The following is an 11,973-nucleotide window of genomic DNA, read 5'->3' as shown; positions in this document are numbered from 1 at the left end:
ATTGTATCCGCCATGCCCGCTGAACCCAAGACCCGTCCCACCGAAGCCTCCGTGCCGGACTTCATCGCTGCCGTTGAGAACCCGCGCCGTCGGGTCGACGCCGAGGCGGTCAACGCCCTGATGACCGAGGTGTCGGGCGAGCCGGCCGTGCTGTGGGGGCCGTCGATCATCGGATACGGCAGCTATCGCGGGCCGACCGGGGACTGGCCGATCATCGGCTTCTCGCCGCGCAAGGCCAATCTGGTGCTCTATGTCTCGCGCGACTTCGACGGGGCGGAGGACCTGCTGGCCCGGCTGGGCAAGCACAAGACGTCCGTGGGCTGTCTGTATGTGAACCGGCTGGACGACCTCGATCCCGCGGTCCTGCGCGAGTTGGTCGAGCGTTCGGTGGCGCGGATGCGGGCCGGAAACCCCGCCACGGCGGGCTGCTGAAAACGCCACTATCGCGCGCCCCCGACCGGCGCTATCACGCCGCCGTGAACACGAACGCCGCCCCCGCGAATCCCGCCCACCGCCGCTTCGAGGCGCTGGATTCCCTGCGCGGGGTCTGCGCCATCCTGGTGGTCATGTTCCACATGCCGGTGGCGGCCCACTGGCGGGACTGGGGACTGATCCAGCACAGCTATCTGTTCGTCGACTATTTCTTCGTCCTGTCCGGCTTCGTCATCGCCCACGCCTATGCGCAGCGGCTGAAGACGCCGAAAGACGCGGGTCGGTTCATGGTGCGCCGTCTGGGCCGGGTCTGGCCCCTGCATGTGCTGATGCTGGCCGCCTTCATCGGGCTGGAGCTGGTGCGGCTGTGGACCCATTTCGACAGTGTGACGCCTTTCGCGCGGGATCGCTCGATCGAGTCGATCTTCTCCAACCTGCTCCTGATCCAGGCCTTCAATATCCATCCGTTCCTGACCTGGAACGGCCCGTCGTGGACGCTCAGCGTCGAGGTCGGCTGCTATGTCGTCTTCGCCCTGCTGTTGCTGGCCGTCCCTAAAGGCTGGCGCTGGATCGGGGCGGCTCTGGCGGTGGTCGGGGCGGTGATGGTGCTGATGTTCGCCAAACGGTACATGAACACCACCTATGATCTGGCCTTCCCGCGCGCCGTCTATGGCTTCTTCCTCGGCGCGCTGCTGCAGGGCTACTGGACCCGGATCCCGCGCCTGAAGGGGCATGCGGCGACGGCGCTGGAGATCGCCACGGTGATCGGCCTGTGCGTCTTCATCGGCTATGCGGCCGGCCCGACGACGGTGCTGGTGACCCTGTTGTTCGTGGTCTCGGTCTGGGTCTTCGCCGGGGAGGACGGCGCCCTGTCGCGGCTGCTGGACTCGAAGCCGCTGGTGACCCTCGGCCGGTGGTCCTTCGCCATCTACATGGTTCATATGTTCGTGCTGGTGGTGACCATCATCTTCGCGCGCAAGCTGGACTGGATGCCCGCGCGCCGGATCGATTTCGGATCGGTCTGGCTGAACGACCTGTTCGGCATCGGCCTGTTCGGCCTGATCGTGGTGCTGGCCGTGCTGGCGCACCGCTTCGTGGAAGCCCCGGCCCAACGGATGATCGATCGCTGGACCAAGCCGAAGACGGCCTGATCAACTCCAGCGCTCGCGGGCCAAGGTCGTGCGGACCCGCTGGTGGGCGGCGTCGTTGGCCAGCGCCCGCCGCAGTCCGTCGCGATCGGTGAGCAGCAGGACCACCACTCCGGCCAGACCCGCGACCACCGTCAGGCTTCTCCGGACCAGCAGGATCGCCAGCTGGATCAGCCACAGGGCGATCTGCAGCAGCCAGGTGCCGCACCAGATCAGCAGCAGCAGGCCCGCAACCACCGACAGGGCGGCGGCCATCAGGCGGCCATGCGGAAGTCGGCGGCCGGGTCGAACAGGGGGCGGGCCTCGTCCCACAGGGCGTCCTCGTCGGCGTAGCGGGCCGACTGGCGGGCGTCGATGACGTCGATCACCTGTTCTTCCAGACGATCCCAGATGACGGCCAGGCCGCCTTCGGCCTCGCAGGGAACTATCATGTAGCGGTTGGCGGCGATGTGGGCGGCGGGGGCGAAGGCCATCTGAGAACTCCCTGAAGCGGTGTGTCGCTGTCGATGGATTGAGTTCTAAATCAGCGTTGCGTCATTTTTGGTCGTATGCTCTGGTCCGGCGATGAGATTTGACAGAGCAGCCCTGGTTCTGGACCTCGCGCGGCGCATGGCGGCCAGCGCCGAAGGCCTGACCATGGAAGACATGATGCGCGAGATGGGCACGGCCCGTCGCACCGCCGAACGCATCCGCGACGCGGTGGTGGTCCTGTTCCCACAGGCGGAAGAGGTGTCCGATCCACCCTACAAGCGCTGGCGCATCCGGGGCGGCCTGTCGGCCTTCGAACAGGCCCCCACCGCGGAAGAGTTCGTCGAACTGACCCGGGCGGCGCAGGGCCTGCGCGCGACCGGCGAACCGGCCCGGGCCGAGGCGCTGGAGGGGCTGGAGCGCAAGCTCAAGTCGGCCGTCCGCTCGACCACCCTGAACCGGCTTGCCCCCGATCTGGAGGCGCTTGTCCGCGCCGAGACCCTGGCGGTGCAGGCCGGACCGCGCGCCACGGCGGACGAGGTGGTGCTGGCCGAGATCCGGCAGGCGGTGCTGGCCGGCCAGCCGCTGGGCTTCATCTACAGCCGCCCCGGCGCCGAGGCGCGGCGGCGCGTGATGATCCCCTGCGGCCTGATGTTCGGCCGCGCCAACTATCTGGTCGCCGCCGAGCGCGACACCGGCGCGATCAAGACTTTCCGGCTGGACCGGATGAGCGCGGTCAAGGCCGAGCCGGGCGTGGCCGTGCCGCCCGCCGACTTCGACCTGCAGGTCTTCGCCGGCCAGTCGTTCGGCATCTATCAGGACGCCATCGAGGATGTGGCCCTGCGCATCACGCCCGAGGGCGCCGCCGAGGCGCGCGGCTGGCGCTGGCATCCGACCCAGACGGTCGAGGATCAGCCGGACGGCGGCGTTCTGGTCCGCTTCCGGGCGTCAGGCATGCGCGAACTGGCCTGGCATCTGTTCAGCTGGGGCGAGCAGGTGGAAATCGTCGCGCCGGAACGGCTGAAGACCGTCATGGCGGACGAACTGGCCGCCGCCACCCGCGCCCTCGGACGGTCGCAAGCGTGACGGAGCGGGCGTGCTGACGCTAAGCAGTCCGCCGACTTCGCCGCCCGCCTTGGGCGGTTCGCAGAGCGGCATCCACGGGTGGGGGGCTTCTTCGGCCACCAGTTGTTGGCGGGGCAGGTCTAGCGGGTGGTTCGCCTCTCACGCATATGCACCACGCGCTCGATAAACACCTCAGTGCCGATGATCCGGTATTCTGCGACGTAGCCGGACTGACCGAAGGGGATGGCCAATCGTCGAACACCGTCCTGCTCCGGCGCGCGTTCGGGAAAACGGATCAGGCTTCGAAGAGCCGTCTCAATAGCTTCCACGGCAGCGAGTGCAGCGCGAGGGTTGTCGGCAACAAGGAAATCGCCAAGCCGGATCAGATCACGCCTCGCCCGGCTCTGGACGATGACCCGAAAGGTCATCCCCCCGCAGCCAGCTTCGTTTCGACATGGTTCCGGAACTCGCTCAGCGCTTCTTCAAGCGGGAGCGGGCTTTCCAGAGAGAGGGCTTCCGAAAGGCGATCCGCCACATAGGCTTCGGGCGTGACGCCTGCCTCGCGTGCTGCATCCGCCAGCCGTCGAGCCGTTTCGGGGTCCAGTTGCAGGGTCAGGGCACCGTCAACCATGGGGCAAGCCTAGCACGTCAGCGCGCTTCCTGCACGAACGGCCAGGGGCTGACCGATTTCGACCAGTCGTCCACCGCCGGGGCGCGGTCGACCGGCGGGGCGGCGCGTTCGGCGCAGGGGTGGCGGTGGCACAGGCGGCAGGCGGGGCCGATGGGGGTCACCTCCGGCGCGGCCAGATCCAGGCCGCGGGCGTGGATCAGGCGGCGGGCGTGTTTCAGCTCGCAGCCCAGTCCGATGGCGAGATCATGCCCCTCGGTGAAGGCGTCGCGGCCCTGACGCTCGACCGTGCGGGCGAGGGTGAACCAGCGGCCGCCGTCCGGCGTCTCGATGATCTGGGTGACGATCCGGCCGGGCGTGCGGAAGGCGCTGTGCAGCCGCCAGCGCGGGCAGGCGCCGCCGAAGCGCGAGAAGGGGAAGGCGCCCGAAGCGAACCGCTTGGAGATATTCCCCGCCTGATCAACCCGCATCAGGAAGAAGGGCACGCCTCGCGCGGTCGGGCGCGACAGGGTGGTCAGCCGGTGCGCCACCTGTTCGAAGCTGACCCCGAACCGGGCCTCCAGCCGGGTCAGGTCATAGCCATTGGCCTCGGCGGCCGCATGGAAGGCGCCGTAGGGCATCAGGATGGCGGCCGCGAGGGTGTTGGTCAGGGCGACCTTCAGGAGCCGCCGCGTGGCGTCGTCCGGCATGTCCGCCGAGGCGGTGAGGGCCGTCAGTTCGGCGTCATGCTCGGCCAGGGCCAGCTGGAAGGCGACGGCGAAGGCGCGCGAGGAGGGGCCCAGGGTCTCGGACAGGTGCAGCCGCTTGCGGTGCGGGTCATAGCGGCGGGTCCACTCGACCATCACATCGTCGGGCAGGGTGCGGACGGTCAGGCCGTGGCGGGCCTGCAGACGGGCGCGGGCGCGGGTCTCGAAGGTCTCGCCGGGCGTTTCGGCCTCAAGCTCGGCGGCCAGTCGCTCGCCGATGGCGTCCAATTCCGGAAAGTGGTTCTGGCGTGACTGCACGAAGTCGCGAACGCGATCGGCGGGTGTCTCGTCGCCTCCGCCGCCGGCGATGTCGGCCTCGGCCCGCGCGCGGGCGCGGCGGTCGGTGAAGGCGCGATACAGGCGCAGCACGGCGTCGGCCACTGCGGGCTGGTCCTCGGCCAGCTGGACGATCTCATGCCGGGGCACAGATAGCCCCTGGAACACCGGATCGGCGAAGGCTTCCGACAAGGTCGCCTCTGACGCCGGACCGCCGGACTGGCCCAGCGCGCGCAGGTCGACGTCATAGGTCTCGGCCAGCCGCAGCAGCAGTTGAGCCGAGACGGGGCGCTGATTGCGTTCGATGTGGTTCAGATAGCTGGGGGACACGCCCAGATCGCCGGCCATGGCCGTCTGGGTCAGGCCCAGATCCCGACGCAGCCGCTTCAGGCGGCCGCCCAGGAACAGCTTGCGGTCGGCGGTGTCCATGGCCGCACGATGTCACAAAATGACTTAACAGCAAGTGTCATGTTGTGACTCAATGACGCGATATGTCCGGCTTGTCGTGTGTCGTTTATGACTGAGGCGTGTTTCCTTTCCGTGACCCGCCGCGCATCGACGGCCCACAGGACAGAGACCCGCCATGACCACCTTCGCCGATCTGGTTCCCTCGCCCAAAGGCCGCTTTGACGGCATCGAGCGCCCCTACACCCCGGAAGACGTCCTGCGTCTGCGCGGCTCGGTGCCGATCACCCATACGCTGGCCGAGCGCGGCGCCAACCGCCTGTGGGAGCTGCTGCACACCGAACCCTTCATCAACGCCCTGGGCGCCGTCACCGGCAATCAGGCCATGCAGATGGTCCGGGCCGGTCTGAAGGCCATCTATCTGTCGGGCTGGCAGGTCGCCGCCGACGCCAACACCGCCGGCGCCATGTATCCGGATCAGTCGCTCTACCCGGCCAACGCCGCGCCGGAACTGTGCCGCCGCATCAACCGCACCCTGCAGCGCGCCGATCAGATCGAGCACGCCGAGGGCGGCGCCAAGCGCGACTGGTTCGTGCCCATCGTCGCCGACGCCGAGGCCGGCTTTGGCGGGCCGCTGAACAGCTTCGAGATCATGAAGGCCTTCATCGAGGCCGGCGCCTCGGGCGTTCACTTCGAGGACCAGCTGGCGTCGGAGAAGAAGTGCGGTCACCTGGGCGGCAAGGTGCTGATCCCGACCCAGGCGCATGAGCGCAACCTCATCGCCGCCCGTCTGGCTGCCGACGTCATGGGCACGCCGACCATCACGGTCGCCCGGACCGACGCCGAAAGCGCCCCGCTGATCACCTCGGACATCGACGAGCGCGACCAGCCCTTCATCGACCGCGACAACCGCACGCCGGAGGGCTTCTTCCGCCTGAAGGAGGGGATCGGTCTGGAGCACTGCATCGCCCGCGGCCTGAGCTACGCCAAGATCGCCGACGTCCTGTGGTGGGAGACCTCGCACCCCGACCTCGACGACGCCCGCAAGTTCGCGGAAGCCGTCCAGAAGGAGCACCCCGGCAAGCTGATGGCCTACAACTGCTCGCCGTCCTTCAACTGGAAGGCCAAGCTGGACGACGCCACCATCGCCAAATTCCAGCGCGAGCTGGGCGCCATGGGCTACAAGTTCCAGTTCGTCACGCTGGCCGGCTTCCACAGCCTGAACAACGGCATGTTCGAGCTGGCCGACGGCTACCGCGATCGCGGCATGGCAGCCTACTCCGAACTGCAGCAGCGCGAGTTCGCCAACGAGGCCCGCGGCTACACCGCCACTCGCCACCAGCGCGAGGTCGGCACCGGCTACTTCGATCAGGTCGCGACCGTCATCTCGAACGGCCAGTCGTCGACGACGGCCCTGAAGGACTCCACCGAAACCGCGCAGTTCGTCGCGGCCGAATAACCAAGGAGAAACAGACCATGGAACCGCTGAACAACCCGACGGCCATCATCGACTTCTGCCTGGCCCCGCTGAATCTGGACACCCAGACCGAGGCGGAGCGGGAGGTGCGGCGTCGCCTTGAGCATGTGCTGAAGACCTACCGGGCCAAGCTCGCCCAGCCGGTCAGCGTGGACTTCTCGTCGATGCCCTCGCAGGTCATCAACGAAGCGGCCCACGGTTACGAGTAACGAAGGCCTGAAGCGGTCGTCGCCCGTGATCAGGCGGCGATCGCGGCCTGTGCGGCGCGGGGCAGGGAGATGACCAGCTCCAGCAGCTCCGCCGCATCGAAGGGCTTGGCCAGGTGCCGGTCGGCGCCCGCCGCTTCCGCCGAGGCGATGTGCTCGGGCAGGGCGTTGGCGGTCAGCATCACCACCGGCGTGCGCGGCAGCCCCATCGCCGCCTCGTGCAGGCGGATTTCACGGGTGGCGGTCAGCCCGTCCATGACCGGCATCTGCATATCCATCAGGATCAGGTCGTAGTCCCCGTCACGCATGGCGCTCAGGGCCTGTGCGCCGTCCTCGACCGAGGTCAGGTCGATCTCGGCCTGGGCCAGGATCATCTCCACCACCTTGCGGTTCACCGGATGGTCGTCGGCCATAAGAACGCGCAGACGACGGTCGTCTCCTGCGGCCAGGGCGGACCCCTCGGCCGTCGTCACGGTCGGCGCTTCGGCCAGTCGCATCGGAATGGTCAGCATGAAGCAGGAGCCGCCGTCCGGCTCGCTCTCGCAGTCCAGTTCGCCACCCATCATCTCGGCCAGCTGGCGCGAGATGGACAGGCCCAGCCCCGAGCCGCCGAACTTGCGGGTGATCCCGCCGTCGGCCTGCTCGAACCGCCCGAACAGGCGGGTGCGGGTCTCGCCGTCAAAGCCGATGCCGGTATCGTCCACGGCGAAGCGCAGGGTCGGCTGGCCGGCGCGAACCGGTCCCGGCATGGCGGTCAGGCTGACGAAGCCCTGAGCGGTGAACTTGACCGAGTTGGAGACCAGATTGGTCAGGATCTGCTTGAGGCGAACGACGTCGCCGGCGATCCAGCGGTCCACCGCGGGGTCGATCTCGACGAAGAATTGCAGGCCCTTTTCGCGCGCGGAGGCCTCGTAGAGCTGGGCGGATTCGCGCACGGCGGCGCCCAGATCGAAGGCCTCTTCGTTCAGTTCCAAACGTCCGGACTCGACGCGGGCCAGATCGAGGATATCGCTCAACAGGACCTGAAGGGTGCGGCTGGACGACTGGATCAGGTCCAGCATCTCGGCCTGCTGGCCCGACAGGTCAGTGTTGCGCAGGGCCTGGGCCACGCCGATGACGCCGTTCAGGGGCGTGCGGATCTCGTGGCTCATATTGGCCAGGAACTGGCTCTTGGCGCTGTTCGCGGCCTGGGCGGCGTCCCGGGCGTCCGCCAGGGCGCGGGCGTCGCGCTTCAGTTCGGTGATGTCCGTGCAGATGGTCACGGTCCCGCCGGCCAGGGTGCGGCGGTCCGAGACGCGCAGCCAGCGGTCCCCGATGATCTGCTGCTCCATGCTGGTCGTGCGGGCGGCGCGGGTGCTCATCCGCTCGGCGATCCACTCTTCCTCGCGGCCCACGGCCTCGGCGTAGAGGCCGTCGTTGAGGCCGATCTGCAGGATCTCGCGGAAGGTCATGCCGCGCTGGAGATTGGCCGACAGCTCGGGGTTCACCTCGGCGTAGCGGCTGTTCCACAGCACCAGCCGGTCCTCGCCGTCATAGAAGGCCAGGCCGTCGGGCATGGCCTCGATGGCCTGCCGCAGTTGGCCCAGGGCGCTGGCGCGGGACATCCACCACATCCAGACCGCCACGGCACCGACGGCGGCGATGCTCAGCACCATGCCGGCCAGCACCAGCGTCATGACGCCCGGGGTCAGGGTCCAGGCCGAGGTCTCGGTTCCGGCGAGGGGCTCGAGGCTCATGGCGCTCATGGCGCCGAAATGCAGGATGATGACCGACAGGGCGCCGCAGACGCCCGCAGCGAACCGCCGCCAGGGCGCGGCGCCGTACAGGAAGGCGGCGCTGGTCGAGGCCAGAACCATGCCCGCGCCGAGGGCCAGGGCGACCAGATCGGCCCGCCAGACGATCCGGCCGGGCAGTTCGAGGGCTGCGACGCCGAGGAAATGCATGGCCGCCACGCCGGACATGGCCAGGGCCGCGCCGACGGCGCGCGCGACGGGGCCGTTGCGGATCAGGACGGCCAGACAGGCCAGGCCGATGCCGGCGAAAGCCATCAGGAAGGAGGCCAGCGTCGTCCAGACGGCGTAGCGAACCTCTCCGCCGACCTGATAGCCCTGCATGGCAATATAGTGGGTGCTGAAGACCGAAAGTCCGGCGGTTATGGCCGCCAGGATCGCCAGATTGCGGCGGCGCATGCCCAGCGAGGCGCGGGCCCGGCCCAGAAGCTGGTAGCCGATTCCGACGCCGAACACGCACACCAGACCGGCGGCGAGAGTCCACCGCCAGTCATGCTGGAACGCAATGCAATATAGAATACGGTCCAAGTGGCGCCCCTTCGCCGGGAACTATCCCGCAAAGGGGTGAAGAAAGCGTGGGCATATGTACGGAAAGGGACGCTCAGGCGTCCGCGACCACAACCGGGAATGACTCGCCCATCACACGCACAGGGTTGATCTGGCGATCCCCGCGGCGGACCTCGAAATGCAGGTGGGGGCCGGTGGAACGGCCGGTTGAGCCTACCAGACCGATGCGCTCGCCCACGCTGACGGCGTCGCCGGTGGCGACGTCCACGCGACTGAGGTGGCCGTAAAGGGTGCTCATGCCATTGGGGTGGACCACCTCGATGAACTTGCCGTAGCCGCCAGCGTCATAGCCGGTGCGCAGGACACGGCCCTCGGCGGCGACAAGGACGCCGGTGCCTCTGGGCGCGGCGATATCGACCCCGTCGTGGTGGCGGGCGGCGTGGCCGGGCAGACGGCGCATGCCGAAGGCCGAGTTCACCGCATAGCCCCGCACGGGCTCGATGAAGGTGATCTGGCGGGTGACCGGCCCGGCGGGCGCGGCGACCGCGGTCACCGGCGGGGCTTCGGGCACGGCGAAGTCCTCGGCGAGGGCGGGGCGCGGGTTCAGCGGGGCGGCGGCCATGGCCAGGACGGCGACGACGCCGAGGACCATGGCCTGGCCGGAATGGGTGAGGAACGACCGGGCGGTCGGCAACAGGCGTCGCATGGGCGGCGTCGGCTCCGTCTTCGGCTCGGATGAGCGGGGACAAGGCGGCGCGGCGACGCGCGGCTTTCGCGGCGCGGCCGGGGCTCCGCGCCTCGGTGAGCCGGCGGGATAGGGGACGCAGAGGGCGACTTTGGGGCGCTCCCGGGGCGGCAGGTGGTCGCAGGGTGCAACGAAAAGGGGCGCGGACCCTTGGGTCGCGCGCCCCTTCGCCGTCAGGCTGTCAGCCGTTTACTGCAGCGCCAGGGTCCAGGTCAGGGCCCCCACGTGGCTGTCGGCATGGTCGCCGAAGCGGCCCCGGTAGCCGAAGGTCAGCTTGCCCAGGCCCACGTCGGCCTCGACCCCGGCGGAGGCCAGCAGGGATCCGCCGAACGGGTCCTCGATCTCGCGCCGCAGGATCTGGGCGGGGTTGCCCAGGATGCCGGTGGCGACCGCATCGGAGCTGTCGCCGAACGAGTCGCGGTAGCCGCCCTCGATGAAGAAGCCGACCCCGTCGCCGCCGCCTTCGGCCCGCAGCGAGACCTCGCCCGCCGCCGCCTGCACGGTGCGGTCCTGATAGGCGTACTGCGCCGCGGCGCCTTGCTCGGCCCAGCCGTTCACGTCCGTCGAGCCCCAGGTGACGGCCGCGCGGGGCGACAGGGCGATGCCGCCCATGTCGAACCACCAGCCGCCCTGGACCCGCGCGCCGATGCTGCCGCCGGTGGTTTCGCCCGTGTGGACGATCGGGGCGAGGGCTGTCTGGCGGGTGATGTCGTCATAGTTCTCGATCGACCCGCCGGCGGCCGCGCCCAGGAACATGTTCCCCGAGCGCCAGCCGACCCAGGCGTCGAAGGCGTAGGTCTCGAGGTCGAAGGCGAGGGGACCGGCCTCGACCTCGGCGGTGCGGAAGGTTCCGGCCAGGCCGAAGCGCAGGCTTTCGGACTGGACGTGATCCAGACCCACCCGGCCGCCCCAGCCCGTGGCCTTGGACGAGGCGACGACACCCCGGCTGTCGGTCTCGACGCTGTCGGCCAGCACGCCGAAGGTCATGTGGGTTCCTGCCTGCCAGGACTCGCGACCGGCGAAGGTCTCGGTGGACAGGTCCAGAAGATCCTCGCGCTGACGGAAGGCGGTCTCTGCCTGAACCGTCGACTGGGCGCCGAGGTCGCCGTAGTAGAGATAGTCGTTCGCCAGTTGCGCGATCAGGCGGTGCCCCGCCGCCGTCGGGTGTACGCCGTCCCAGTACAGGTAGCTGTCGGGATTGGCGCAGACGGTGACGCCGTTGAAGCAGGACTGGGTGACATTGGTCAGGCCGAACCGGCCCGGATTGGCGGCCAGCGGATCGCTGATCTTGTAGAGGTCCATCAGGATGATGTTGGTGTTCGGCTGGCCCGCCGCGGTGGTCATCAGCCGGCTCTGCAGGGCGCTGTTGAACTGCTGACCCGCGAAGTCGGCCAGGGCCGCGCCGTTGGGGCCGGTCGCGCTGAATTGCGGCGTGATGCCCAGCCGCGGCAGGTTGGAGACGAGGATGGTGCCGGCGCCGGCGGTGGCGACGCTGTTGACGATGAAGTTTACGTCGGTGGCGGCGGCGTTGACGACCGTCTGCATGGCGCCGGTGGGGTTGGCCGAGGCGGCGGCGCCCGGGAAGGCCTGGAAGATGTTGTTGGCCCCGCCCAGGATGCTGACCAGGTCATTGCGCCCGAAGGTGCCGCCCGCGCCGGTGTAGGCGAGGAGCTGGTTGCGCATGCCCGGAGGGCTGGCGGCGTTGTCCGTGCGGGCGCCGCCGAAGGCGTAGTTGACGCTGCCGGTCACCGGGGCGCCGGCGGTGAAGCGGCCGGCGTTGAAGCCCAGCAGTTCGGTGAAGACCGGCCCGTTCGAGAAGCGGCCCTGGAAATAGGGCGGCGAGGTGGGCTGGCCGGAGACGGCGTACAGGTTGCCGTTGTCGCTGAGGCTGTCGCCGAAGACGATCAGGCGGTTGTAGGTCTGGGCGCTGGCGGCGCCGGCGACGGAGCCGGCAGCGGCGACCGCCAACGCGGCGAGGGCCGCGTTACGCAGAAAACGAGACATCGATGTTCCTCCCTCGGTCGTCATGATGCGACCGTTAACCGCACTCTGCGCCCGTTTGCCGGGTATGCAAGATGCC

The 11,973-nt window shown here is 69.0% G+C and carries 13 protein-coding genes; 5 read left to right on the top strand and 8 right to left on the bottom strand.

Annotated elements, in window-relative coordinates; genetic code table 11:
- Positions 1-12 precede the first annotated feature (12 nt).
- Together ACFQQC_RS17075 and ACFQQC_RS17070 are read left to right on the top strand one after the other, a co-directional pair.
- Entirely contained in the window at positions 13-432 is a 420-nt protein-coding gene (locus ACFQQC_RS17075; RefSeq protein WP_376863735.1) for a DUF1801 domain-containing protein, read from the top strand.
- A 44-nt stretch (positions 433-476) separates the two neighbouring features.
- Positions 477-1,583: an acyltransferase family protein gene (locus tag ACFQQC_RS17070; RefSeq protein WP_376863734.1), complete on the top strand. Its 1,107-nt coding sequence runs from the start codon at positions 477-479 to the stop codon at positions 1,581-1,583.
- Here the strand turns inward: ACFQQC_RS17070 and ACFQQC_RS17065 are convergent, their stop codons facing one another.
- Positions 1,584-1,835, bottom strand: a complete 252-nt coding sequence (locus ACFQQC_RS17065) for a hypothetical protein (protein ID WP_376863733.1) — start codon at positions 1,833-1,835, stop codon at positions 1,584-1,586.
- Positions 1,835-2,053, bottom strand: coding sequence for a hypothetical protein (locus tag ACFQQC_RS17060; RefSeq protein WP_376863732.1), 219 nt, complete (start codon positions 2,051-2,053; stop codon positions 1,835-1,837). Before ACFQQC_RS17060 ends, ACFQQC_RS17065 begins: the two co-directional genes overlap by 1 nt.
- A 91-nt stretch (positions 2,054-2,144) precedes the next feature.
- Here ACFQQC_RS17060 and ACFQQC_RS17055 point away from each other — a divergent pair, with 91 nt between their 5' ends.
- On the top strand, positions 2,145-3,134 hold the full coding sequence (locus ACFQQC_RS17055) for a helix-turn-helix transcriptional regulator (protein ID WP_376863731.1): 990 nt from the start codon (positions 2,145-2,147) through the stop codon (positions 3,132-3,134).
- A 119-nt stretch (positions 3,135-3,253) separates the two neighbouring features.
- Here ACFQQC_RS17055 and ACFQQC_RS17050 read toward each other — a convergent pair whose 3' ends face one another.
- Genes ACFQQC_RS17050 through ACFQQC_RS17040 form a run of 3 tightly spaced genes read right to left on the bottom strand, consistent with a single transcriptional unit; the run spans position 3,254 to position 5,192 of the window.
- Complete coding sequence (locus ACFQQC_RS17050; RefSeq protein ID WP_376863730.1) at positions 3,254-3,541, bottom strand: type II toxin-antitoxin system RelE/ParE family toxin; 288 nt, start codon at positions 3,539-3,541, stop codon at positions 3,254-3,256.
- Complete coding sequence (locus ACFQQC_RS17045; protein ID WP_376863729.1) at positions 3,538-3,744, bottom strand: hypothetical protein; 207 nt, start codon at positions 3,742-3,744, stop codon at positions 3,538-3,540. The genes ACFQQC_RS17050 and ACFQQC_RS17045 overlap by 4 nt, the downstream gene beginning before the upstream one ends.
- Before the next feature lie 17 nt (positions 3,745-3,761).
- Complete coding sequence (locus tag ACFQQC_RS17040; RefSeq protein ID WP_376863728.1) at positions 3,762-5,192, bottom strand: short-chain fatty acyl-CoA regulator family protein; 1,431 nt, start codon at positions 5,190-5,192, stop codon at positions 3,762-3,764.
- Between the two features lie 154 nt (positions 5,193-5,346).
- On the opposite strand from ACFQQC_RS17040, the gene aceA reads away from it, so the two are divergent.
- Positions 5,347-6,627 carry an isocitrate lyase gene (gene aceA, locus ACFQQC_RS17035; protein ID WP_376863726.1) on the top strand — a complete coding sequence of 427 codons (1,281 nt, stop codon included), beginning with the start codon at positions 5,347-5,349 and terminating at the stop codon, positions 6,625-6,627.
- A 17-nt stretch (positions 6,628-6,644) separates the two neighbouring features.
- Positions 6,645-6,854, top strand: coding sequence for a hypothetical protein (locus tag ACFQQC_RS17030; RefSeq protein ID WP_376863725.1), 210 nt, complete (start codon positions 6,645-6,647; stop codon positions 6,852-6,854).
- A gap of 29 nt (positions 6,855-6,883) precedes the next feature.
- Here ACFQQC_RS17030 and ACFQQC_RS17025 read toward each other — a convergent pair whose 3' ends face one another.
- From ACFQQC_RS17025 to ACFQQC_RS17015, 3 genes are all read right to left on the bottom strand, one after another.
- Complete coding sequence (locus ACFQQC_RS17025; RefSeq protein ID WP_376863724.1) at positions 6,884-9,169, bottom strand: response regulator; 2,286 nt, start codon at positions 9,167-9,169, stop codon at positions 6,884-6,886.
- Between the two features lie 73 nt (positions 9,170-9,242).
- Entirely contained in the window at positions 9,243-9,854 is a 612-nt protein-coding gene (locus tag ACFQQC_RS17020) for a M23 family metallopeptidase (RefSeq protein ID WP_376863723.1), read from the bottom strand.
- Between the two features lie 228 nt (positions 9,855-10,082).
- On the bottom strand, positions 10,083-11,897 hold the full coding sequence (locus ACFQQC_RS17015) for an SGNH/GDSL hydrolase family protein (RefSeq protein ID WP_376863722.1): 1,815 nt from the start codon (positions 11,895-11,897) through the stop codon (positions 10,083-10,085).
- Positions 11,898-11,973: the final 76 nt, after the last annotated feature.

The sequence above is a fragment of the Brevundimonas sp. GCM10030266 genome, assembly GCF_042666595.1.
Lineage (GTDB): Bacteria > Pseudomonadota > Alphaproteobacteria > Caulobacterales > Caulobacteraceae > Brevundimonas.
Note: the sequence above shows the minus strand (reverse complement) of the source record. Positions and strands in the feature narration are given on the sequence as shown.

What these genes read in the sequence shown, in the direction of transcription:
- ACFQQC_RS17075 (WP_376863735.1), top strand. Translation starts at nt 13, where the DNA reads ATGCCCGCTGAACCCAAGACCCGTCCCACCGAAGCCTCCGTGCCGGAC.
- ACFQQC_RS17065 (WP_376863733.1), bottom strand. Translation starts at nt 1,835, where the DNA reads ATGGCCGCCGCCCTGTCGGTGGTTGCGGGCCTGCTGCTGCTGATCTGG.
- ACFQQC_RS17060 (WP_376863732.1), bottom strand. Translation starts at nt 2,053, where the DNA reads ATGGCCTTCGCCCCCGCCGCCCACATCGCCGCCAACCGCTACATGATA.
- ACFQQC_RS17055 (WP_376863731.1), top strand. Translation starts at nt 2,145, where the DNA reads ATGAGATTTGACAGAGCAGCCCTGGTTCTGGACCTCGCGCGGCGCATG.
- ACFQQC_RS17050 (WP_376863730.1), bottom strand. Translation starts at nt 3,541, where the DNA reads ATGACCTTTCGGGTCATCGTCCAGAGCCGGGCGAGGCGTGATCTGATC.
- ACFQQC_RS17045 (WP_376863729.1), bottom strand. Translation starts at nt 3,744, where the DNA reads ATGGTTGACGGTGCCCTGACCCTGCAACTGGACCCCGAAACGGCTCGA.
- ACFQQC_RS17040 (WP_376863728.1), bottom strand. Translation starts at nt 5,192, where the DNA reads ATGGACACCGCCGACCGCAAGCTGTTCCTGGGCGGCCGCCTGAAGCGG.
- aceA (WP_376863726.1), top strand. Translation starts at nt 5,347, where the DNA reads ATGACCACCTTCGCCGATCTGGTTCCCTCGCCCAAAGGCCGCTTTGAC.
- ACFQQC_RS17030 (WP_376863725.1), top strand. Translation starts at nt 6,645, where the DNA reads ATGGAACCGCTGAACAACCCGACGGCCATCATCGACTTCTGCCTGGCC.
- ACFQQC_RS17020 (WP_376863723.1), bottom strand. Translation starts at nt 9,854, where the DNA reads ATGCGACGCCTGTTGCCGACCGCCCGGTCGTTCCTCACCCATTCCGGC.
- ACFQQC_RS17015 (WP_376863722.1), bottom strand. Translation starts at nt 11,897, where the DNA reads ATGTCTCGTTTTCTGCGTAACGCGGCCCTCGCCGCGTTGGCGGTCGCC.